The organism is Rhizobium sp. A37_96 (assembly GCF_053521765.1).
Genome location: NZ_JBNWDS010000017.1, coordinates 90,292 through 112,891 on the forward strand (window position 1 = coordinate 90,292; position 22,600 = coordinate 112,891).

The window sequence follows — 22,600 nt, forward strand, 5'->3', positions numbered from 1 at the left end:
TAGGCGAGCGGCCGCGCGTTTGCGACCGGATTTATCGTCGTCTCCGCCGACGATCGGCGATCGGGTTATCGATATCGTCGTGGGAATGAATGGTCCCGGTCTATTCCTTGAACCAGAGAGCGACACCATTGGCGGCCTCGGCGTCAACAAGCAGGCCGTCTTCGAACGGCCGAGGCGAAACGCCGCCGAGCGCCAGAGCATCGGCGGCGGCCTTCAGCGAGCGAACCTTGAGTCCGAGCGCGACCTTGCGCTCATTGCCGTCGAAGCCCTGCGGAATGGCCTGCCCGAAGCGGGCGGCGGCGCTGTCTTCCGATAGGAGGTGGATCGTGACGATGCCGGCCTGAATGGAGATGCCGTCCTTGCCGGCTTGAGGGGCCGACGCTGCAGGAAATCCATCCAACAGCCCCGTGATCGTCTGAGGGGCGCGGCTGACGATGAAGACATCGCTGATGTTCACGACACTATTCGGATGGTTCTGATCGACCGACCGCCATACCAGCTCCGGCGTATTGTGCTGGCAAAAGAAGAAGCGGCCATTGGAAATCGCATCTCCGCCGATCTGGAAGGTACGGAAGCTTGCCGGCTTTTGCACGCCATCGACGTCGACAGGGCGCGAGAAATCCTTCCAATCCGTCACCGGTTTGCCGGCCGCCGCCAATTCGCCTTGCAGGGCGGCGGCATCGGTGGTGCGAAAGGCAAGACCGTTCAGGCCTGCCGGATACGACCAGAGATCACTCCTGGCCTTGGCGCCCTCGGGTGGAAAGCCCAGAAGCTCCAGATAGTTGTCGGTAAAGACGGCGAGATGGTTGATCGAGCCGAGCGTGTGATAGCCTCGCGGCGTCAGCGCGAATCCGAGCTTGCGATAAAGAGCTGCGGCGGCATCGAGCTGGTCGAGTACGCCAATAACCGCGTGATCGAGGACGAGGGGCTGGGTCGTGGCAGGCATGAATGGGATCTCCGAAATTTAGATCTGGTCGATGGCGATGGTCTCGTTGGGTCAGGCTCTGGTCCGACCCTGTGCTTCAGGCCCTTGCGAGAGCGCAAAGACGATAGAAAGGGCCGGGCAGTTCATGCCGCGCGCCTCATACGGATCCTCACTCATCTCGGCTCCAGCCTTTGATCTCCGCCGTCTTTTCGACGAGGGATGCATAGTCCTTGCCGATCTCGTCCAGCTTGTTTACCAGTTCAGAGCCGGATCCGCCGAGCAGGCTCAGATAATCCTCGCCTCTTTGGGATTTGTCCCAATCATTCCCGATAAATCGCGCGGCCGCCCTGCCGGAGGCGGACACTTCCGGTTCCGGATCGCGAAACGATGCGGCCGTTTGTTTCAGGCCCTCAAGGAAAGCCGTGTCGTCGAGGCCGCTATAGGGCTTTCCTTCGGAATTGGTCACATTAAGGAAAATCTGCTCGTCTCCGAACACCGTATAGCCACCGCCCAGGCCCTTTCTCGTAGCGTCCGCCGCCTCGAAGAACCTTTGGGCGACGGCAGCGTTGAGGCTGTCCTTGGGAAAGCGCACGACGACGAAGCCGGTTCGGCCGGTGGTGTCGTCGAGGCGAGAGGCAAGGACGCTGTATTGACGGAAGACGTATCCCAGAGAGCCGGCAAGCCGATCGGCCGCGACGTCATCAAGGTCTCCCTCGGTCTGAAGCGACGCGTTTGTTTTCAGGAGATAACCGCCCGGCGTCACCTCCGTCTCCAAGGTCGCAGGATCGATCCCGTTGGCCGCTACGATCCTCGGTACGATCTCCCTCAGCACGTCAACCGAAAAGGCTGCCCGATCATCGTAGCTGGCCTTGGCAAGCTGCGGCAGGTGAAAGCCTGCAGAAGGCGTTGCCTCATAGGACAGAAGCACCTTCTGACCCGCCACCGCCGTCGTCTGAAACGAAAACGGGAGGATGACGAGCAGCGCCGCCATCCTCAATGTCGCTTTCAACACCGAGGCTCTTTTGGAGAATAGTCCGCTATGCATGTATGATGTCCTGATTGAGCGCCGCAGCGTTCCTTGGCGATGGCGATGGAGGAGGTCGATCTTCAGCGGCGGCCGAGACCATGGATTCGCACGGCTCTTCGCCGCAAGGGAGAGGTTGCCGCGTTCATGAAAACTTCGGCCTGTTCCATCAATGACGGTGCCTGAAGCGGCGCGAGGAGATTGCCGCGGAGAGTTCCGCGCATTTCGCTCGCAGCTCCTTGTCAGTGCCGTCCTCGAAAGGGTCTTCGAGGAACAGCGCGCTGAATTCTCGAAGAAGAAGCTTCGTTTCGATATCGTCGCGCTGCGCGGAGAGACGGAAGAAGTGGCGTAGCCTGGCCATGATTTCTCTCCCCGTCAGGCGGCGCGATGGGCGCCGGCGCTCGATACGAGCATCAGTTTATGGATCGCGCGCAACACCTCCGATGACGACGCAAAGTGCTGGCCATCGAGCTCATGCACATGAAATTTCACGGTAATGAACTTGAGCAAGTCCCGGTCCGGTACGACAATGCCAACCGGCACGCCGGCATATTCGATCACCTGTTTTGCCATTGCCGTCACCCCACACAATCTGTCCTTCAGCTACGCTTGCCGAGCGGGAAGGGAGGTTATTAGTCCATAATTTTAATAGACTATATGATGTGCCAACAGGGATGGCTATTCCGGTTGATACCAAATGGACCCGACAATCGTAGAAAAGAATTCCAAGATCTTGCCCGAAGTTTCTCTTCTGGAAATTGCCCGCGAATTGAAACGTTCCGATAGGAGCGCCCTGATATGCGTGTTCGCTCAGGCGTTGCCCCCGCGAATTCGAAAGCTCGCTCGAGCGGTGGCCGTGTTGTGGCGATATGTTTCAAGCTTGCGCCGGATATTAGGCATATATGTCGGATACCGGCGAAAATTCGAACACTCTATCTGTCGCCTTTGACGCCCGTCGGATGCACTATCTCCATAGTCAACGCGTTCGGCGTTTCGTTCCTCCCTGTTGCGCTGCGTTGGCTGTTCCCTCTGGAGGTTTTACCTTCAAACCTTAAAGGGCTCCGGCTATGCCGAGAGCCCTTCCTTTTTGTTTTGTGATGACACAGCTATGGGTCGCCCATCCTTTCGGTGACGATCCGGACAGCGGAACTCGCGAGACGTCGCCGCTGACCTGTCTTTGCAAGCGCGCGCCCTCTATCTCATGCGATGTGCCGTCAATTCGGCATCCGCCGTCTCGCTGGGTCGGGAGTGGACCAGATACTGCCTTGTCATGGACGGGTTCGAGAAATGCGTTTGCGTCGGCTGGAAGATACGTCGTGCGCTCTGCGCCCGCCGTTCCAGCAGCTGTTCGAATGCCTGTTTGATCCTCATCACATGCTTGGTTTTATATTCGAAGCCCGTGTTGTGAAGATGGATCAACATGGAGGCGTTGACTTCGAACACCACGACCCGGCCCTCGGAATCCAGCGAACAATCGATCCCGAAATAGTCCAGTCCCACCTCTCTTCGGATCGCATCCAGCGCCGCCATGGCCCCGGTTCCGAAGACGTCGTGGGGTCGTTCCAGGAATGCCTGCTCTTCCTTGCGCATCCATTCGACATCCGCCATGCGGGTTGACATGTGATGGACCTTCCAGACATCCCCGATTGCCAGGTGATAAGGGAGAATTTCGTCCCCGACGAAGATGAAGCGGTATTTGCGATAAAAGCCGTCGGCCGACCTGTAGTCGAAGAAATCGGTGAGATAGAGAGGTTGATCTCCCGCCTGCTCGGCAAAGGCACTCAATTCCCGAGAGGTGGAGAGCAACTCCATCTTGTCGCCTCCATGAGTGCCTGCGTGGCGGGCGATGAGGTTGATGCCCGGGAGAGTGTTTGTGCACAGGAACCGGTATAAAGCGGTTGCCTCTACCCGAATGGTGGCCGGCACGACCGCGCCGGCAATGGCCGCAAGCCGTTGTGCGATGCTCTGGCGATCCGTGCCGAGGATCAATTGCGGATGATTGATCACGGGCTTTCCGATGGAATCGACGAAATCCCCAGCCTGGGCGACGATATCTCGCCCGAGATCGGCCTCTGAAACCAGATTGACGACGACGTCCGCATTCACTGCGCGCGGATCGTCGGAATGTCCGGGCAGAATAAGGACGACATCGGCGTCGTAGCAGCTGTCGCTGATCAGATCTTCATAGGGCGTGTTACCGGAAAACGGCGAAAAGAGCAGTAGCGCCTGGAAGCGTGCCGGCTGGCATTTCGCTCGGTAGCTGCGAGCGACGCCCTTGGCCGCGACACGGCGAAAACAGTCATACGCCTGCCCGGTATTGCCGAGTTCCTGCTCGATGCCGGCGCAGAACAGCAGTGCATCCTTGTTGTCCGGTTCGATATGCAATGCAGCTTGTGCATGAGCAAGGGCAGCCTCCCTCTGCCCCGTCCGCTTGAGCGCAAATCCCTTGTTGTAGAGACATTGAAAGTTTGCCGGCGAGACTTCCAGCCCTTTGTCGTAGGCCGATATCGCGCGTCCGAGGTCATCGTGCTTCATGCAGAGATCGCCGAAGAGCAGCCAGGACGATGCGTCGTTCGGCGCCAGCTGACAACAACGCATGGCCGACAGGGCCGCTCCCGAAACGTCGCCAAGCGCCGATAGAACCTGGCAGCGCTTGGTGAACGCTGCGACGTAGTCATCCTGAAGCTCTATTGCCTTGTCGAGGCTCGAAAGCGCCTCGCGCAAACGTCCCAGCTGCGTGAGCAAGGCACCATGATGGTACCAGGCAGAGGCGTGGTTCCAACGGGGCACGAGCGCGGCTTCGTAACACTGCAATGCGCGCGCAAGATCCCCGGTGGCCTGGCAGGCCATGCCGAGGCCCGAGAGCGCTTGAGCGTCGCCGGGGTTGACGGCAAGGGCGGCCTCGAACCAGGAAATGGCTTCCGGCGATCTATCATTGTGCAGCAGCAGGTAGCCGAGCGTGCAGCAGGCCAAAGGCTGCGATCGGATAAGATCCTGAACAGCCAGCAGGCTATTGATGGCGTCCTGGCTGTTTCCCGATGCCATCAGCTCGGAAACGTGATGCAAGATTCCGGCGAGTGCGGCCGGGTCCGGTGGGGTGACACCTGACGGCAAGATCATCCGCGTCTGCTTTCAGTTAAGGAGAGTGGGAACGTCGATTGCGAAAAAGCGGCTCTTCCCGGGAGGCGGTAGCCCCAGCTCTCCCGGCGCATCCGAACGCAGCGAGCACTGCTGCCGCCATGTTGTGGCGTCGCCGCAATGGTGCGGACAACGCCGGCCGGGCGGATCGGGGTGACGATGGGAAGGATTCTATTTCCGAATATCGAATTTCGGAGGAAGGACATTGCGGGCTCATGAATCGCGGTGAGCCGGTGTCTGCCTATGCGACGTGGAACAATGCATGGCGGCGGTTGCCTGCTCTATAAATCGGAAACATTACAGACAAGGAGCTTCCTGCTCGCCGCTTTTGACGCTGTGCCGCCTAGGAGGTCAGATAAGACTGGCAAAGACAACTGACATTTATGAATATTACGTAAATTTAATCAAATCTACTCTGGAGCTTGCAGGAAGTTGCATCGTTTCCCGCAAATTGCATTTCGAGAGCGAGTGCTTATCTTAAGTCGTCTCCAGTCAATACTTGAACGCCTGCGTTGGTAATACGTAGCCTCGAGGTAGTCGGCGCGTAGCCGAACTCAACCCTTGGCTACGCCCCAAGGCGCGCAGATCGGCAATTCGCCATCATTGTTGATATCGGCAGCCGCAGACTATCCGTACCGGTGCGGCTCGGCAGCGGCGAACAATGCGCGGTATCCTTCGAATTCTCAGCTGCGAAATTCGGTGTGCGGGATCCAGAAGGTGACCATTCCACACGATGCGTCGCCGCTGATTCGCGTCGCTCAGCGCAAGTTACGGCGTCATCAAACAAGTCGGGAATTGTTGCGGATCTGCAAGTCGAATGTCCCGGGAGGAGTGCGGTGCCAGCGACGTGGCCGGTCGTTCGGATCCCTTCAAGGCGACCCATCTCGTTCGGCGTTGCCGCTCCGTCCTTCAATGCGAGCGAAAACCCGGTCCAATGCCGAGACTATTGCGGCACGGCCGCCTCTCTCTTCGAAATCCGACAGAACCTGCTCATTCACCCCGCCCTTCGTTGCGAATTCTTCGCTGAGCGCGTGAAACGAATGTCCGCTGCCTTCGTTGGCCCGCTGCGCGAGGCTTTCAAATAGCGGCGCAATATAGGCTCGTCCCTTCGAGCGATCGAGCCCGTTCTTTTCCAGCCAGTCTGTCGTGAACTCCATGACGCCGAAGAAGGTCGACATCATGGCGCTGGCAGCGGCAAGAAGATCATATTCCTTTCGGGATTCGCATTGAACGGCGGTGCCAAGGGCATCGAAAAGGGCGGCTATCTCGGGATCGGGCGGATAGACGGCGGTTGCGCCGCGACGATTCGCGACAAAAGGCAACGGGATCGCCTGAACCAGACTTATGTCCGCCTGGATCCAGTCGAGCAAGCTTTGGCGCTCCATCGTCGCGACAACGCTGACGATGCTTTGTCCATCTCTGAAGCGGAGCCCGCGTATCACGTCTTCGGCAATCTGCGGGCGTATGGCCAGCACGACGATGTCGCTGCGATCGACGACTGCCTGGTTATCGGCGGCAACGGTCACATCGTCGAATCTGGCGGCAAGCCTTGCCGCGATGTCCGCATTGCGAGGCGAGAGATGGATGGCGGATACGTGCTTAGGCCCGGTCAGGAGACCCTGCACCATGGCTTCCGTGATCGCGCCGGTTCCGACAAAGCCGATTGTTTTCATCCCGGCCACCTACTGTGCCGCTCGCGCCGACCCGAGCGGGACGTCGGTGGTGTAGTTCTCGCGCATGAAGTTGATGAAGTTATCCTGGAACTGCCGGGTGTGAGCATGAGCGAGTTCATCCGCCAGATCGACGTTCTTGTCGCGGATCGCCTCCAGCATCAGACTATGCTCGTCCGTGAGAAGATACCCCTCGTGGGTGCGCTCCAGATACTCGAAATGCAGATGCAGCATACGCTGGCCCTGAGACAGGAGCTTGTCGTAGAAGGTCGCCAGATACTGGTTCTTGCCGGCATAGGCGATCGCCATATGGAATTCCTTGTTGGCCTCCGACATCGCCAGATGGTTTCCGGTTCTGACCGCGGTCGCGAAGGCCTTTTCCCGCTTGGCGATCAGCTTCAGATCGGTATCCGTTCGCAGCGCCGCCGCCAGCCGCGTGTTCATTCTCTGGGCGATGTCGAGTGCTTCCACGTATTTCGGAAAGGTCGCCACCTCGATCGGCGCGACGATCGTGCTGCGGTTGGAGAGCGTGACGACGAGCTCGTCGGCGCCCAGGCGGATCAGGGCTTCGCGCACCGGCGATCGCGACATGTCGAAACGCTCGGCCAGGCTCATCTCGTCGAGGAGCTGGCCCGGCGGCAGGGCGAGAGCGAGAATTTCGTTTCGCAGCGTTTCATAGACGCTTTTCCAACCGGTTCCGCGGACGCGTTTCACTTCGGTTTCGTCAGACACTTAGGTCCCTTTCATCGGCGCATGCTGCATTGGGTCAGAAAAGCAGCGTGTCGGCAATGTAATTTTTCCGCTTGACTTTGTCGACACGCTGTTGACATAAATTTGTCAGTCGACACGCAGCCGACAGAAAAATTGAAAAGAAACGGCCAAAGCCGACGAGTGGAACCGCGCTTCGCGCACAGCAAAAGAGGAATGCCGATGCTTTCGAAGTTGATCACGTCCGCCTTGCGGGCGTTGCCTGCGCTCGCCCTCATGGGAGGTCTTTCCGTCACCACAGCACATGCCCAAACCGCCGATGGCTACTGGCAGGGCGTGCAGAAGGCCGGTGTCCTGAGGTGTGGAGCAGCCGTAGCGCCGCCCTACGTCATGCGCGATCCGGCAACGGGCGAGTATTCGGGCTTCTTTGCCGATCTCTGCAAGGAATTTGCCGATGTTCTCAAGGTGAAGCCGCAATTTGTCGATACGACATGGGACAATATCGTTGCCGGTCTTCAGGCCGGAAAATGGGACGTCTCGCTGGCCCTGAACCGGACGCCCACCCGCGCGATGGCCGTTCAGTTCTCCATCCCGGCGATGGAGTATCAGATCTCGCTCGCCTACAATAAGAACAATCCGAAGATTCCGGCGACGGCGGTCTCGGTGGCGGATATCGACAAGGCCGGTGTGACGATCGCCGTCATGTCCGGAACAGCCCAGGACAAGGCAATCTCGGCAGCCGTTAAGAATGCCACCATCATGCGTCTTCCCGGCAATGACGAGACGCGCCTGGCCCTTACCTCGAAGCGCGCCGACATTCTGGTCGACGCCTCCGACACCAACCAGCTTCTGACCCAGGCAAATCCCGACTGGGCCGTCGCCCTGAACCCGCAGCCCGCGCTTGCCAAGCAAGGCGTATCTTTCGGTCTGCCGCACAACATGTCCGCGGCGGACGTCGAAGTCGCGAACATCTTTCTCGAGGAGAAGGTAGCTACCGGTCATGTCGACGAGCTGATCCGCAGGGCCGTCGAGGAAGTCCTCAAGGGGGCAAACTAAGTCCCGCCCGGCGTCGGCGCTTCGTCGCCGGCGCACTCTCTCGCTTTTCAGACAAACCGAGATCGGCCATGACCATGTCCTTCAGCCTTCCCCTCGTCAAAATGCAGGCCCTTCACAAGAGCTACGGCAACGGAGCCATTCAGGTGCTGAAAGGCATCGACATCGAAATGAAACCTGGCGAGCGCGTCGTTGTCATCGGCCCGAGCGGCGGCGGCAAGAGCACGCTGCTCCGGGTGATGATGGGCCTGGAGCAGATAGACAGCGGGTCGATCAGCTTTGACGGCAAAGCCTATATTTCGTCCGGAGGTGCCGGCAAGAAGACCCTCATCGATACGGAAGTCCGCCGGTCGATCGGCATGGTCTTTCAGCACTACACGCTCTTTCCGCATTTGAACGTGATGCAGAACCTCTTTCTTGCGCCTTGCAAGGTGCGCGGGGAAGCCAAGGCACATGCGATGGCGCGCGCGGAGGCTCTCCTGGAACGGTTCGGCCTGGCAGCGAAGGCCAGGGCCTATCCGGCCCAGCTCTCCGGCGGTCAGAAGCAGCGCGTCGCCATCGCCCGCGCCCTGATGCTGGATCCCAAGCTGATGCTGTTCGACGAGGTCACGTCGGCGCTCGACCCGGAGCTTGTCAGCGAGGTCGAGCAGGTGATCCTGCAACTGGCATCGCAGAACATGCCGATGATGATCGTCACCCACGACATGTGGTTTGCGAAGAACATCGCCTCGCGCGTGATTTTCTGTGCCGGCGGCGTCGTTGTGGAGGATGGCCCTCCCGAACAGGTGCTCGGCTCTCCCAGGGAGGAGCGGACGAAGGAATTCATCGACCGCGTCTTCCATATCAAGCAGCAGGGGGCGGTCGCGTGAACTACACGTTCGACTTCAACGCTGTATCGATCGCGCCGCTGCTGCAGGGGTTGTGGGTTTCCCTGGAGCTGACCGCGGCGGCCAATGTCATCGGCATCGTTCTGGGCTTTGGATTGGCCCTTCTGATCATGAGCCCCTACAGGCTGGTCCGCTTGCCTTTCGTGCTCTTCGTCGAATTTTTCCGCTGCACGCCCGCCATCGTTCAGATCGTCTGGATATTCTACTGCGTTCCGATGATCTTCGACGTCTTCCTGGATCCGATCACCATGGGCGTGCTGGCGCTCGGGCTGAACCTCATGGCGTTCAACGCCGAGGCCTATCGGGCGGCAATCCAGGCGGTTCCGAAGGAGCAGATCGACGCGGGGATTGCGCTTGGCCTCTCGCCGCTGCAGCGCGTGCTCTACATCGTCTTCCCGACGGCATTCCGTGCCTCCATCCCCGTTTTGCTGACGAACGGCATCGTCATCTTCCAGCAGAGCGCGCTCGTTGCGATCGTCGCAATCCAGGACCTGATGTACCAGGGAAAGACGCTTGCGACCGAAACGTACAGACCGATCGAAACATTCACCGTCGTGGCGCTGATCTATTTCGCCGTGTCCTTTCCGATCACGCAGATCGTCGGCTTCCTGGAACGCCGCCGACAGCTTCTCGTCAGCTAGGAGGCCAAGGATGACACTCGATTTCTCGATCCTTCCGCGCTTCGAGCACGCGCTTTTGCTCGGTCTTTGGATGACCGTAAAACTGACCGTGACCTGCATCGTGCTCGGATGTTCCCTCGGCTTTCTGGTCGGCCTTGCCAGAACATCCCGCAATCTCGTGCTGAAAGCCGTCTCCAGCATCTATGTCGAGTTCTTTCGCGGCACGCCGGTCCTCATCCAGCTCTTCTGGATCTTCTTTTGCCTGCCTCTGCTGCTTGGCGTCGAGCTGTCAAACCTCGCATCGGGTGTCATCGCATTGACCCTCTACATGGGGGCGATCACCAGCGAAACCTTCCGGGCGAGCCTGAAGTCGATCGGACCGGAGCAACTGGATGCCTGCGTTGCTCTCGGACTTCCCCGAAATGTCCAGATCGTCAACGTCGTGCTTCCGCAGGCCGTCTTGCGCGCGGTCCCGACATTGCTGTCGAATTGCGTCAGCCTGTTCAAGGAGAGCGCCCTGGTTTCGGCGGTCGGCATGGCCGACCTGATGTTCGTCGGCCAGAACATCTCGAACAATACCGCGCGTCCCGTCGAAGTTCTGACCGTCGTCGCCCTGATCTATTTCGTCATCGCATTTCCGTTGACGCGAGCCGTCTCCCTCATCGAGGCGCGCATACTCAAGAAACTCGCCATCTAAACGCAATCGCTTCACGTACAGGAGATTTTCATGAAACTGTCCGGCGTCATGCCCGCGCTCATCACCCCCTTCGATGCGAACGGCAAGGTCGATTTCAAGGCCTTCGAACGACATCTAACCGCGCTGCGCGCCGCCGGCGTGACCGGCTGGGTGCCCATGGGGTCGACGGGCGAGTATTCCGCGCTGTCGAATGCAGAGCGCGACGACGTGTTGAAGTTCGTCAAGGACTTCGCAAGGGAAGGCGAAGCGCTGATTGCCGGCACGAACGCGCCTGCTAGCCGAGAGGTCATTGAAAACACGCTTCGCGCGAAGGAAATCGGCTACGATACCGTTTTGCTGGCGACGCCTTTCTATACACGCCCGACGCAGGACGAACTCCTCGCCCATTTTCGCAGGGTGCTCGACGCAACCGATATCAACCTCGTGCTCTACAGCTATCCGTACAAGGATGGTGTCGAGATCGGCTTCGATATTCTCGATGCGCTCGCGGACGATCCCCGCGTTCTCGGCATCAAGGAAAGCTCCGGCTCGCTCCAGCGCGCGATCGACATTCATTCCCGGTACAAGGGCCGCATTGATCTGATCTCCGGGTCGGACGATATCGCCCTCGACTTCATGTTCTGGGGCGCGGACGCCTGGATCTGCGGACCCGCCAATTGCATGGCGAAGGCCTGCGTCGATCTCGATCGAACCTTCCGCTCGGGTGATCTTGCCGCCGCGCGCGAGAAGATGATCGTGCTCTATCGTGCGATGAACATTCTCGAGAGTGGAAAGTTCGTGCAGAAGGTCAAGTATGGCTGCGATCTTCAGGGTCTGCCCGTCGGCAATTGCCGCGCGCCGCTCGGCGAGCTGACGGCCGATGAGAAGGCTGAATTCAAGGCCGCGATGCAACCTATCCTGAACTGGTGAGCGGATCGGGTATCGCGGTGCGGTGGCGCCTCGATACCCATTTTTGAGGACGTGAAGTGGCTTCAATCGTTGTCGTCGGCGCCGGTATAATTGGAACCAGCCTTGCTTATGAGTTGCAGCGCCGCGGCCAGTCCGTCGTGCTCGTCGACAAGAGCGCGCCGGGGCAGGGCGCCTCCTATGGCAACATGGCCAGCATCGCGGTGACCGAGTTCATGCCTGCCTCGCGCCCCGGTATCTGGGCGCAGATGCCCAAATGGCTTCTCGATCCCGAAGGGCCCGTTCGCATCCGGCCCTCCTATGTGCCGCGGCTGATCCCCTGGTTTCTGCGTTTCATAGCCGCAAGCCGTCCATCCAGGCTGAGACAGCTTGAAGAAGCCGGCGCGGCGCTGTGCGCACGCGTCCACGAGGATCTTGGAGCCTTCCTCAAGACGACTGGTCTCGAGCATATGCTGAGCGCCGAAGGATGCCTCAGTCTTTACGCCGACGAGGCCGAGTTCCGGGCCGATCGCGAGCATATCGAAATTCTCGAACGCTTTGGGTTCCGGCACGAGATCCTCGGCGGCAATGCCATCCGCGATCTCGAACCGGCGCTGACGACGAAGATCACAAAGGCCGTCCTGTTCCCGGACAATCGTTCGATTGCCGATCCCTATGGGTTCGTCCTTGCCATAGCCGACAGGTTCAGAGCCCTGGGGGGCATTATCGAACAAGGCGGGGTGATCGGCTTCGAGCATCGCGAGGAGGGCCTATCCGCCGTCAGGCTGAACGACGGACGATTGCTTGCTGCAGACAAGTTTGTCCTTGCGGCAGGCGCCTTCACGGCACGGCTCTCGGACATGCTGAGAGAGTACATCCCGCTTGAGACCGAGCGGGGCTACCACACGCAGATCATGGATCCCGGCGTTTCGATGCGTCATTCGATCATATGGCCGGCGCGTACCTTCATGGTCACGCCGACGGCCGGCGGCATCCGGGTCGGCGGGACGGTCGAGATGGCGGGCCTTGATGCGGCGCCGGATTATCGCCGGGCAAAAGTGCTGGTGAAGCGAGCCAGGGAGGCGCTTCCCGATCTGCAGCCGCGCCAGGCAACGGAGTGGATGGGGCACCGTCCGGCTCTTCCCGACACGGTGCCCGTGATGGGGCCGTCAGCCAAGCGAAGAAACCTCTGGTACGCGACAGGCCACGGTCATCTCGGCCTGACCTATGCGGCGACCACCGCCCGGCTGATGGCGGACATCATTACTGGTGTCAAGCCGCCCGTGGACATGAAACCCTATAGCGTCGACCGGTTCTAGCGCCGCGGCGACCGATGTCAGTAAGGATATGAAGATGCGAAGCGAACTCTACATCGACGGCAATTGGGTGAAGCCTCTCAAGGGGGGCGTCTGCGAGGTGATCGATCCGGCGACCGAAGACGTCGTACAGACGATCGCAGCCGCAACGGCCGAAGATGTCGATGTCGCCGTCAGGGCGGCCAGGCGAGCTTTCGACAAGGACGGCTGGCCGAAGCTTTCAGGCACACAACGGGCGAAATACCTGCGCGCGATCGCCAAGGGTATTCGCGCCCGGCAAGCGGAGATCGCTCGTCTGGAGGTGATCGACAACGGCAAGCCGTTGCCGGAGGCAGACTGGGATATCGCCGACGCCGCCGGCTGCTTCGATTTTTATGCCGGGCTTGCCGAGCAGCTCGACAACAATCCGGTGGAAACGATAGCTCTCGCGGATGATCGCTTCACATCGAAGGCGGTCAGGGAGCCGATCGGCGTCGCCGGCGCCATCATTCCCTGGAATTATCCGCTGTTGATGGCCGCCTGGAAGGTTGCGCCCGCTCTGGCCGCCGGCTGCACGGTCGTTCTCAAGCCGGCCGAGCTGACGTCGCTCACCGCATTGGAGCTCGCCGCCGTCGCCGATGAAGCCGGACTTCCGCCGGGCGTGCTGAACATCGTCACCGGTTCGGGTTCGGTCGCGGGACAGGCCATCATCGATCACAAGGGCGTCGACAAGCTGGCGTTCACGGGCTCCGGTCCGGTGGGATCGAAGATCATGGCGGCTGCGGCCCGCGACATCAAGCGCATCAGTCTCGAGCTTGGGGGCAAGTCGCCCTTCGTCGTGTTCGACGATGCCGATATCGACGAGGCGGTGGAATGGATCATGTTCGGCATCTTCTGGAACCAGGGCCAGGTCTGCTCGGCAACGTCCCGCGTGCTCGTGCATCAAAAAATCTACCAGCGCCTGCTGTCGCGCCTCGTCGAGGAGACGGGCAAGATCAGGATCGGCAACGGTCTGGAAGAAGGCGTCCTTCTGGGGCCGTTGGTGTCGAAGCGGCATTACGATCAGGTGGTCGCAGCGATCGAAGGCGCCCGCAAGGCCGGGGCGACGATCGCCTGCGGTGGAACGCGCCCGGAAGGGTTCGACAAAGGCTACTATCTGCGCCCGACCGTGCTGACGGACGTTCCGCTCGACAGCGCCGCCTGGGTCGAGGAGATATTCGGCCCGGTCGTGTGCATCAGGCCCTTCGGGAGCGAGGAGGAGGCGATCGAGCTTGCCAACGACTCCCGTTTCGGCCTTGCCGCAGCCGTCATGTCGAAAGACGATTCTCGTGCCGAACGCGTCGCCGCAGCGTTCCGGGCAGGTATCGTCTGGATCAATTGCTCGCAGCCGACGTTCACCGAGGCCCCATGGGGCGGATACAAGGAATCCGGAATCGGACGGGAGCTCGGCCGCTGGGGTCTCGAAAACTATCTCGAGACCAAGCAGATCACCAAATACGTCACCGACAAGCCCTGGGGCTGGTACATCAAATAGGGGTCTCACCGGATGCGTTTCGAACGATCTCTCGAACTGCTGCTCGTTCACTGCCAGGGCGAGCTCGGCCACGTCCTCGTCGCCGGCGCTCCGGACATTCCCGGCGCGACGATGCTCGACAAGATGAACCACATCAATACGGTCGACGATAGTCTCAGGCGCTTCGTCACCTTCGAGCCGCGCGCCAATGTCGCCATGTCCGTCAATCTGCTGGTGGCGCCCACGCGCGCCGACGCCGATGCCGGTTTCATCGTGCTGCAGGCGGACCGTGCCCATCCCATGTCGGGCAGCAATTGCATCTGCGTTGCCACGGCGCTTGTCGAAAGCGGCCGTGTTCCCATGCACGAGCCGGAGACGGTGGTCCGGCTTGATACGCCGGCCGGCCTTGTCGTCGCCCGCGCCCGCTGTGAGAACGGCCGTTGCCTCAGCGTCAGCCTCGACAACGTGCCGAGCTTCGCGGAACGGCTCGATCACCAGATCGACACGCCGCTCTGGGGTCGCGTCAAGGTCGATATCGCATTCGGCGGCGTCTACTATGCTCTGGTCGACGTAGGTCAGCTTGGGCTTACCATCCGGCCCGACAACGCACGGGCGCTCGCCGAAGCAGGCATTGAGCTCAAGCGTCTTCTCGCCGAGCAGGTGGCGGTCGTTCATCCGACGCTTCCCGGGATCGATGAGATTGCATACGTGATGTTCCGCGACGCGGAGCCGGACGGCGCGGTTCGCACCTGCACGACACTGCAGCCTGGCCGTGTCGACCGCTCACCCTGCGGAACCGGCAGCTCTGCCAATCTCGCGACGCTCCATGCACGCGGCGCGGTCGGCGTCGGCGATGTCCGGACGTCTCGTTCCATCATAGGCGGAGAGTTTCTCGCCGAGGCGATCGGTGAAACGGAAATCGGCGGCCGCAAGGCCGTGCTGCCCCGCATTACCGGGCAGGCTTACATCTACGGACGCTCGGAACTCCGTATGTCCGATGACGATCCGTTTGCTGCGGGCTTCGCTCTCTCGGATACGTGGGGTCCGCAGGTGGGCCTGCTGAAATAGGAGACTGAAATGAGCAAGTCACTTGAAGGATACGCCATACTGGTCACCGGGGCGTCCGGGGGAATAGGTGCCGCTATTGTCGAGCGGCTTGCTGCGGAAGGCGCAAGGCCGATCATCCACTACGGTCGGGACAGGGAAGGGGCCGAAGCCTTGCTTGCCCGCATTGGCGGTCACGGCTGGATTGTCCCAGCAGATCTGTCGACCGAGCAAGGCCCTTTCGGCCTTTGGCGAGATGCCGTCGCGGCTGCAGGAAGGGTTCATGGCCTGGTGAACAATGCCGGCATTCGCGCCGAGATTTCCGTCGAGGCATCTCCGGAAGACTGGAAGGCCGCCTGGCAGAGGGAATTCCAGATCAACTTCTTCGCCGCCGCCGATCTTTCCAAGGAAGCGATCGTCCATTTCAAGGCACATGGCAGCGGCCGCATCGTCAGCATCGCCAGCCGCGCCGGTCAGCGCGGTTATGCGGCCGAGGCGATGCCTTATGGCGCGAGCAAGGCGGCCCTCATCAACCTGACCAAGTCCATCGCCCGCAGCTTCGGGGCCGAGGGTGTGACGGCGGTGGCGATCGCTCCTGGCTGGGTGCGCACGGACATGGCGGAGGATTTTATCGCCGCGCATGGAAAGGCCGCCGCCGTCGCGGAGATTCCGATCGGCGACATGGCGACGCCATCCGAGGTGGCTGAACTTGTCGCATTCGTCCTGCGGCCCAGCCAGGCGTCGCTGAACGGAGCGACGCTCGATGTCAATGGCGGAAGCTACATTCGATAATATGGAGATGGTTCTCATGAAGCGTTTTGAGGAAAAAGTTGCGATCGTCACGGGAGCGGGCGGCGGGATCGGCTCGGCCATCGCCAGGCGCCTTTCGAGCGAGGGGGCTTTCGTCGTCGTCACGGATGTGAACGCCGAGGCGGCCGCGCACGTCGCAAGCGATATCGAGGCTGCCGGCGGCAAGGCGCGGGTGATCGCGGCAGACATCTCAAGCAGGGATTCATGCTTCAATCTGGTTGGGCAGGCATTCGGCTGGCGGAACCGCTTGGATATCCTCGTGAACAATGCGGGTATCAATCGTCGTGGTAATCTGCTGTCATTGTCGGACGAGGATTGGGACATCAGCTTCGCGGTCAATCTCCACTCGATGTTCCATCTGTGCCGTGCAGTTCTTCCGCACATGGTTGCGGCGGGCGGCGGCGCGATCGTGAACACCGCCTCGCAATGGGGGCTTCATCCCGCGCCCAATCATATCGCCTACAACACCACGAAGGCGGCTGTTGCGGCATTCACGCAGAACCTGGCCCGCGACTATGCGCCGGACAAGATCCGGGTCAACGCAGTCTGCCCGGGCGAGATCCATACGCCTATGCTGGAGGCCGGGGTGAAGCGGTCCGGCCGCACGATCGCGGATCTGGACAGGCTCGTGCCCTTCGGGCGCATCGGCAAACCCGAAGAGGTCGCCGCGCTTGTCGCATTCCTGGCCTCGGACGAAGCCGCGTTCATGTGCGGGTCGCTGGTCGAGATCACCGGTGCCCAGGCCGTCGCTTAGGGAGCTTGCGACGTTTGGTCTGCGTCGAGGCGATCCTCCACGGAGGATCGCCTCGTCAATCGAAATGAACCGCTACTGACGCTCCCCGAAAGAAATGGGGTAGGTGTGGTTACGGAACGTCAGCATCGGATCGGCTGGGTCGATGCCGGGATGCGAGGTGCCCGGCAGGAACAGGGTTTGCTTGTCGGCGACATCCTTGTCGGCCGGCAGGCGATCGAAGGTGAAGGTCCCGAGCTTGACGAGCTTGCGGCTTTCCGGCCATGCGATCGAAGGGTCTTCGATCTTGTCGCCATCCTCCCCGATCTGCGCGTACCAGTCGAATTCCACAGGCGCCTTGGCGATGCGGGCGACGATCTCGTCCTGCAGATAGTTCGGGCCCATGGTTTTCAGCTCTTCCGGCCGCAGGTAGCGCTCGCCGGCCCTGGGAACGAAGCGATACCGCACGAACGCCGATTTGCCCGCGGCATTGGTCCACTTGAAGGAGTTGATGCCGAAGAAAGTCGCGGTCGCGTAGGACGCCGGCGAGGTCAGCGTCTCGACGAAGTGTTTCGATACCGGATGGGTATTGAGGAAGGTCTCGAGAGGGGTCGGGTGGGCGACGCCAGGTCCGCTTTCGCCGACGAGGCGAAGGAAGTTCGCAAACTCATCGCTCGTCGCGACGACGAAGCCGTTGTGCTGGTCGGTGGCAAAGTCATACTCGGTCCCGTCCTTGGCCTTGATCTTGATCGCGAGGCCGGTCGGTGCCGCGCCATTCGCTGTGTCCGGGATATCCGGAACGCCGGCGAAGAGCGAAAAGCGGGCGACCACCGGCAGCTTGCCCATTTCGAATACGGACGCCTTGGTGATGGATCTGGCATCCTTTGCGGGGACGAATGTTCCCACAACCATCACGCCCTTGGTGTGAACGGCTCTCGCATGATGCGCTCCGAACGTGCCGTGGAGCGCGTTCACGAGATCCTGTGGCGATTCCTTCTGCTCGATGCCCGCAGCGGCCAGGCTTGAGGTCGCAAGGCACAGGGCCGTCCCCAGCAGCCGGCCGGCAAAGCGTTTCAAAGTGAAGTCTTCGAACATCTGCTGCTCCTCTCGGTGTTGTCGCAGGACAATAATCGGATGGATGCTTCACTCGTTCTTTTGCAAGGCGGGCGCCTTTTTCACGAAAGGGCCATGAAACGCGGAACCGCTGCAGCGCGGCGTATCGCGGCGATGCGAAGCAGACCTGCGAGAAGCATCAGAGCTTGTTTCTTGGAGTGTCGCTGCTCGGATCCACGCCGGTACGCCGCTTGAAGTCGGCGGCAAAGCGAGCGCCGCTGGCATAATTCAGAAGCCTGGCGATCGTCTCGAGATCATAACCCCTCTGCAGCATTCGCCTTGCGCGCTCGATCCTCAGATCGCTTCGCCAGCGATGGATGCTGACACCCGCGCCGAGTTCGAACGAGGCCGCGAAATCGAGGGGCGGCATACCCGTCTCGTCGGAAAGGGTCTCCAGCGTTATCTCGCCATCCAGATGTTCCGCGATCTGCTCCCTCGCGCGCTTGGCCTCAAGCGGCGAAAGCGCGTGAGCGCATGGACCGGCTGGAGGGTGCCCGCACGCATAGCTCTTTACCGCATGAGCCGTTGCGGCAATCGTGACATGGTCGACGAAGAGGCGGTTTGCGAGATCGGGCTTTCGAAAGCAGGCGAGCATCGCCCTTGCAAGACTGTGCAGAACCGGGTCCTTAACGCCGACGCCCGGATTATGGTCGAAGCCGTCGGTGTCCGGGATCGCCTCGCGCTCCGTGACTTCCCGTAGCGCGATACGAGGAAGATAGAAGCTCACATGATGAAAGGCGCTGATGCTATCGGCAACGGGCGAGGTTCTAAGATCGTAGATATTGGCCGTGCCCGCCGGAAGAAAACTTGTCTGGATTCGGCGCTCGTCGAGAAACAGCCCATGCAAAGGGACATCCTTGAGTTGCACCGTAACCAGGAAGGCGTCCTCTCTCGGAATGGGCAACGTCATTCCGGTATTCTCATTGTCGCAGCGGATTTCGGTCACCGCGACCTTGGAATGCCTGAGCGTCCTTGCAACGAAGGACGGTGCAACATCCGTTTTGAAAGTTCGCCGGAGGGTTTCCCCGTATGCGCCTTTTTCTTCCATTGTTCGAAACCCTTTAGGACGCCCTGCGCCAGGCACCGGGCGTCATTCCAACCAGACGCGCGAAAGCTCTCGTGAAATGGCTCTGATCGGCGAAGCCGCAGGCAAGCGCGATCTCCGCCAGCGAGAGCGGCGACGAACGCAGCAGTTCCTTGGCCAGTTCGCAGCGCCTGAGCACCATCCACTGGTGAGGCGCGACACCGACCGATTGCTTGAAGGCGCGGGCAAAATGCCTGGAGGACAGGCCGCATTCCCGCGCGAGCAGCGCAAGCGAAATTTCCCCTGTGAGATTGGCGTCGATTATGTCCTTTGCCCGCCTCTCCATGCGCTCGGTCAGTCCGCCGACGACGGTTCGCCGTGGAAGCCGCAGGTCTCCATAATGGCCCGCAACATGGGATGCCACCGCCAGTGTCGTGTGGTCGAGGAACAGCTGGCTGGCATAGTCGGGGTTCTGGAACGCTGGAATAAGCGCCGCACTGAGCGCCGCCATGACCGGATCGTCGTTGGGGCGTCCCTCGCGGGCATCCAGCTCGCTGAAACGGGAGGCATGGTTTTCTTCCGCGAGCGTGTCGAAGGCGGTTTTCGGCAGATAGTACATGACGCAGTTCGACGTCTCGCGAACGAAGGCGATCGGATCGACGCGAAGATCGTAGATGGAGGTCTGGCCCGCAAAAAGCGGCAGCTTGCCGCTTCCGCGGCCATTGATCCAGAGCTCGTGCTCGATGCAGTCCTCGATTTGAAACGCGACGAGATAGGCGTCCTCGGCCGGTATCGAGGAGGTAAGGCTTGGCTTCCGACATCGAATATGCGTTACGCCGATTTCGGAGCGTTTCAGGCTTCGCGTCACGATGGCGGGAGCATCTTCCAGTTGGAAGTGATCGCCCAGCTTTTGGCCGTAAACTCCCCTGCTGTTCATGCCAAGCCCTCCACGTTGCCAAGCTCCTCTGCGGATCTGGTCGGCCGGGACGATGTTACGAACGTTTCGAAAGCGAGATCCGATAGGCCGGCGACCGGGCCGCGAAAATCTCGTCCGGAGGATGACCTATGCCCTCGGCCAAGCCGGCGGGATCGAATACCGAGGCGTCGCACGTTCCATTCGGTTCGAGCGCGTCAATCGTTATGCGCCCCAACACCACGCCAGGGCGCTCGTCCTCGTCGCTCCAGCGTTTCGTGACATCGGAACAGTCGTCCCCGGGGCGGTCGAGAATGGCGATTACGTCGAACCGGACGTTGCCGGCCTGGATGCGTGCCTCCAGATCGTCGCGGAGAAAATCCGCACCCAGACCGGGGATTTCGGCCTGCGAGAATGTGGCGTTGCCGCCGGCCGGCACGATCTTGAACTTGATGAAGCGCGTCGCGCCTGTCTCGCTTGTCGCCGGAAACGAATGGACGCCCCAGTACGTCGTCAACGCGAAGCTTGCGGGAAGAGCGCGTGCGGCGACGAAGCGCGCCTGGTTCAGGGTCTCGGGGTTTGCTTCCGAAAATGCCTTGACCCGTTCCGCGTCGGGTTTGCCGTCGGGACCTGGGATCCTCGCGCGCAGGAATGCCAGCATCTGATCCAGCGTTCGCGCAAAATGAACCGGCGCATTCTCGAACAGGAAGTTCGACGATGCTTCATTCGAAAGTCTGACGCTGAAACCACGCAGGACCAGGCCGTTCGTGTCCGCGACATGGGGATTGCCGCCGCCGACCGAAAACCGTCCCAGAACCTGGGCGGGTCTAGTCAGGCTCTTCGAACGCGTCACGGATCTCGCTTCCGCGGACGGTTCGTAGCGGCCACGAACACAATGCCCTTTCGCGAAGCTCGCGCGGACGCCCGGCGGATGCCCCGCCACGGCCTTGAGAGCTTCGACGATCAGGCTGGGAGAAGCCTTCTCCAGGGGCAAGGCGCCCGGCAGGTCTTGGGCATCATGGTTCATTGTGCGCCTCCATCGATGAGGGCCGATCATAGACAACGGTACGGAACTGCCATGAACGATCCGGACAGCTTTTGTATAAAGCGGACGGAATCGGCTAATCCGATGCCGCCTGTTCGAGCATGGCCCGCGTCAGGGAAAGCAGAGAGGGTATCGGGCTGAAGCTCGTATGCAGAAGGTGGATGCGCCCCGCGAAGGTTGCGCAGCCGATCATCTGCTCGCCTTCTATGCCGACGAAGACCGAAGGTCCCCACAACGCCTCCACTTTCAGCGATCCCGCTGTTTCGGGAAGCGGGGCGACGCCGACATTCGACAACATCATCTCGCAGGCGCAGACCGTGAGCTCGATTTCCGCGATCTCCGGCACACCGGGCGAGGTCGCCATGATCGCATCGAAGGCCGCGAAGGCGTTGACGATCGAGGAACGGGATTTCGCATCCGCAAGATCCGCTTTGACGGCTCGCGCCAGTTCCCACAGATCTCCATCCGGCTCCGGTGCGTAGGCGCCGGAGGGGAAGACGATCGAGACGACGCAATCGTCGGCGATTTCGAGCGTCGGTCGCAGGTTTACCGGCGAGACGGTCCGCACCGGACCCTGCTGCCATGCCTTGTGAAGCCGGCGTCCCGCCAGCACCAGGGCGGCGACCAGCGCTCCGTGGACGGTCGTGCCGTTCGAGCGGGCCGACGCCCTGAGATCGCTGGTGAGCTTGCTTGACAGGCGAAGCGACGATACGTGCGGGACACCCCTGCTGCGGTCGAGCTTGGCCGCTTTCCTGCCTCCGGCCGAGAGCGGTTCCGCGACGATCCCCCATCGCGCGGCGATGGTCTCTTGGGCCGGTGGCAGCGCGAGGAGAGAAAGCGGCTGCTCCTCCATGGCAAGGAGAAGGTCGCGCATGAGATAGGCGACCGAGATGCCGTCCGCCACCGAATGATGGGCCGTGAAGATCAAGGTGCTGAAGCTCCAAGAGTGGAGCAGGACGGCGCGCACGAGAGAGGGCGCGTCATCGGGGAAAGGTTCCATGAGCTGCTTCGAAATCGTTCCTTCCCAGTCGTGCGGCTGCTCGCAGGGGATGACCCGAAGCGGAAGGTCCCGGTCACCGGCTTCCAGGAAGGTCGGCCGTCCATCGGAGCTCGACCCTATGCTGACCCGAAGTAACGGATGGCGCGCACGCAGATGTCCGAGCGCTGCCTTCCAGCGTGCCGGCGTCGTCTCTCCCGACACCTGCAGGGCCATGCAAAAATGCTTGGGGCTGTTCTGATCGCTCAGCCAGAAATAGCGTTCCACGGAACCAAGAGGCCGAAGGGCATCCGGTGTGCCGGTTTGGGCAGTGACGGCAGTCTGATCCATGATGATTGTTCCTTTCTTGTCTGAGGGATCGTGTTGCAGCCTTTGCGATTTCCTAAGCGACGGCCCTAGCGAGCGCGCAGCGCGACCAGAGGGCGTGCAGCGCACCGACGAGCTGCTCGATATCGCCATCCGAATGCAGCGGTGTCGGCGTGATGCGCAGCCGCTCGGTCTTCTTCGGC

General features: G+C 60.9%; 22 protein-coding genes and 1 pseudogene. 10 read left to right on the plus strand and 13 right to left on the minus strand.

What is annotated here, in order from left to right; all coding sequences use genetic code 11:
* Nucleotides 1–100 precede the first annotated feature (100 nt).
* The 7 genes from ACQZ6J_RS29080 to ACQZ6J_RS29110 all read right to left on the minus strand — a co-directional run bounded on the left by ACQZ6J_RS29080 (nt 101) and on the right by ACQZ6J_RS29110 (nt 7,489).
* On the minus strand, nt 101–946 hold the full coding sequence (locus ACQZ6J_RS29080; RefSeq protein WP_449086560.1) for a VOC family protein: 846 nt from the start codon (nt 944–946) through the stop codon (nt 101–103).
* Between the two features lie 148 nt (nt 947–1,094).
* Entirely contained in the window at nt 1,095–1,811 is a 717-nt protein-coding gene (locus tag ACQZ6J_RS29085) for a hypothetical protein (RefSeq protein WP_449086578.1), read from the minus strand.
* A 307-nt stretch (nt 1,812–2,118) separates the two neighbouring features.
* On the minus strand, nt 2,119–2,310 hold the full coding sequence (locus tag ACQZ6J_RS29090) for a hypothetical protein (RefSeq protein ID WP_163992616.1): 192 nt from the start codon (nt 2,308–2,310) through the stop codon (nt 2,119–2,121).
* A gap of 14 nt (nt 2,311–2,324) precedes the next feature.
* A complete protein-coding gene (locus ACQZ6J_RS29095; RefSeq protein ID WP_449086561.1) occupies nt 2,325–2,522 on the minus strand; it encodes a hypothetical protein in 198 nt (65 codons plus the stop codon).
* 621 nt (nt 2,523–3,143) lie between these two features.
* Nucleotides 3,144–5,069 carry a tetratricopeptide repeat protein gene (locus ACQZ6J_RS29100; RefSeq protein WP_449086562.1) on the minus strand — a complete coding sequence of 642 codons (1,926 nt, stop codon included), beginning with the start codon at nt 5,067–5,069 and terminating at the stop codon, nt 3,144–3,146.
* 887 nt (nt 5,070–5,956) lie between these two features.
* On the minus strand, nt 5,957–6,760 hold the full coding sequence (locus tag ACQZ6J_RS29105) for a pyrroline-5-carboxylate reductase (RefSeq protein ID WP_449086563.1): 804 nt from the start codon (nt 6,758–6,760) through the stop codon (nt 5,957–5,959).
* Nucleotides 6,761–6,769: 9 nt separating this feature from the next.
* Nucleotides 6,770–7,489: a GntR family transcriptional regulator gene (locus ACQZ6J_RS29110; protein WP_163992625.1), complete on the minus strand. Its 720-nt coding sequence runs from the start codon at nt 7,487–7,489 to the stop codon at nt 6,770–6,772.
* Between the two features lie 198 nt (nt 7,490–7,687).
* Between ACQZ6J_RS29110 and ACQZ6J_RS29115 the strand changes: the two genes are divergently transcribed.
* From ACQZ6J_RS29115 to ACQZ6J_RS29160, 10 genes are all read left to right on the plus strand, one after another.
* Entirely contained in the window at nt 7,688–8,521 is an 834-nt protein-coding gene (locus ACQZ6J_RS29115; RefSeq protein ID WP_449086564.1) for a substrate-binding periplasmic protein, read from the plus strand.
* Between the two features lie 68 nt (nt 8,522–8,589).
* On the plus strand, nt 8,590–9,387 hold the full coding sequence (locus ACQZ6J_RS29120; protein WP_449086565.1) for an amino acid ABC transporter ATP-binding protein: 798 nt from the start codon (nt 8,590–8,592) through the stop codon (nt 9,385–9,387).
* Nucleotides 9,384–10,046 (plus strand): ABC transporter permease subunit, encoded by a 663-nt coding sequence (locus ACQZ6J_RS29125; RefSeq protein WP_163992630.1) that lies wholly within the window; start codon nt 9,384–9,386, stop codon nt 10,044–10,046. The genes ACQZ6J_RS29120 and ACQZ6J_RS29125 overlap by 4 nt, the downstream gene beginning before the upstream one ends.
* Nucleotides 10,047–10,056: 10 nt before the next feature.
* Entirely contained in the window at nt 10,057–10,722 is a 666-nt protein-coding gene (locus ACQZ6J_RS29130) for an amino acid ABC transporter permease (protein WP_449086566.1), read from the plus strand.
* Between the two features lie 30 nt (nt 10,723–10,752).
* Nucleotides 10,753–11,631 (plus strand): dihydrodipicolinate synthase family protein, encoded by an 879-nt coding sequence (locus tag ACQZ6J_RS29135; RefSeq protein ID WP_163992635.1) that lies wholly within the window; start codon nt 10,753–10,755, stop codon nt 11,629–11,631.
* A gap of 56 nt (nt 11,632–11,687) precedes the next feature.
* On the plus strand, nt 11,688–12,926 hold the full coding sequence (locus tag ACQZ6J_RS29140) for an NAD(P)/FAD-dependent oxidoreductase (protein WP_449086567.1): 1,239 nt from the start codon (nt 11,688–11,690) through the stop codon (nt 12,924–12,926).
* Between the two features lie 34 nt (nt 12,927–12,960).
* Nucleotides 12,961–14,436: an aldehyde dehydrogenase family protein gene (locus ACQZ6J_RS29145; protein WP_449086568.1), complete on the plus strand. Its 1,476-nt coding sequence runs from the start codon at nt 12,961–12,963 to the stop codon at nt 14,434–14,436.
* A gap of 12 nt (nt 14,437–14,448) precedes the next feature.
* Nucleotides 14,449–15,483, plus strand: coding sequence for a proline racemase family protein (locus tag ACQZ6J_RS29150; RefSeq protein WP_449086569.1), 1,035 nt, complete (start codon nt 14,449–14,451; stop codon nt 15,481–15,483).
* 9 nt (nt 15,484–15,492) lie between these two features.
* Nucleotides 15,493–16,251: an SDR family NAD(P)-dependent oxidoreductase gene (locus tag ACQZ6J_RS29155; RefSeq protein ID WP_449086570.1), complete on the plus strand. Its 759-nt coding sequence runs from the start codon at nt 15,493–15,495 to the stop codon at nt 16,249–16,251.
* A 16-nt stretch (nt 16,252–16,267) separates the two neighbouring features.
* Nucleotides 16,268–17,023 (plus strand): SDR family NAD(P)-dependent oxidoreductase, encoded by a 756-nt coding sequence (locus ACQZ6J_RS29160; protein WP_449086571.1) that lies wholly within the window; start codon nt 16,268–16,270, stop codon nt 17,021–17,023.
* A 72-nt stretch (nt 17,024–17,095) separates the two neighbouring features.
* Here the strand turns inward: ACQZ6J_RS29160 and ACQZ6J_RS29165 are convergent, their stop codons facing one another.
* The 6 genes and pseudogenes from ACQZ6J_RS29165 to ACQZ6J_RS29190 all read right to left on the minus strand — a co-directional run.
* On the minus strand, nt 17,096–18,094 hold the full coding sequence (locus ACQZ6J_RS29165; protein WP_449086572.1) for a catalase family peroxidase: 999 nt from the start codon (nt 18,092–18,094) through the stop codon (nt 17,096–17,098).
* Between the two features lie 157 nt (nt 18,095–18,251).
* On the minus strand, nt 18,252–19,022 hold the full coding sequence (locus ACQZ6J_RS29170) for a helix-turn-helix domain-containing protein (RefSeq protein WP_449086573.1): 771 nt from the start codon (nt 19,020–19,022) through the stop codon (nt 18,252–18,254).
* Between the two features lie 151 nt (nt 19,023–19,173).
* Nucleotides 19,174–20,073, minus strand: coding sequence for a helix-turn-helix domain-containing protein (locus ACQZ6J_RS29175; RefSeq protein WP_449086574.1), 900 nt, complete (start codon nt 20,071–20,073; stop codon nt 19,174–19,176).
* A gap of 55 nt (nt 20,074–20,128) precedes the next feature.
* A complete protein-coding gene (locus ACQZ6J_RS29180; protein WP_449086575.1) occupies nt 20,129–21,076 on the minus strand; it encodes a catalase in 948 nt (315 codons plus the stop codon).
* A gap of 94 nt (nt 21,077–21,170) precedes the next feature.
* Nucleotides 21,171–22,421: a phthiocerol/phthiodiolone dimycocerosyl transferase family protein gene (locus tag ACQZ6J_RS29185; protein ID WP_449086576.1), complete on the minus strand. Its 1,251-nt coding sequence runs from the start codon at nt 22,419–22,421 to the stop codon at nt 21,171–21,173.
* 52 nt (nt 22,422–22,473) lie between these two features.
* Nucleotides 22,474–22,600, minus strand: a pseudogene (locus ACQZ6J_RS29190) (5-aminolevulinate synthase); the annotation flags it as partial.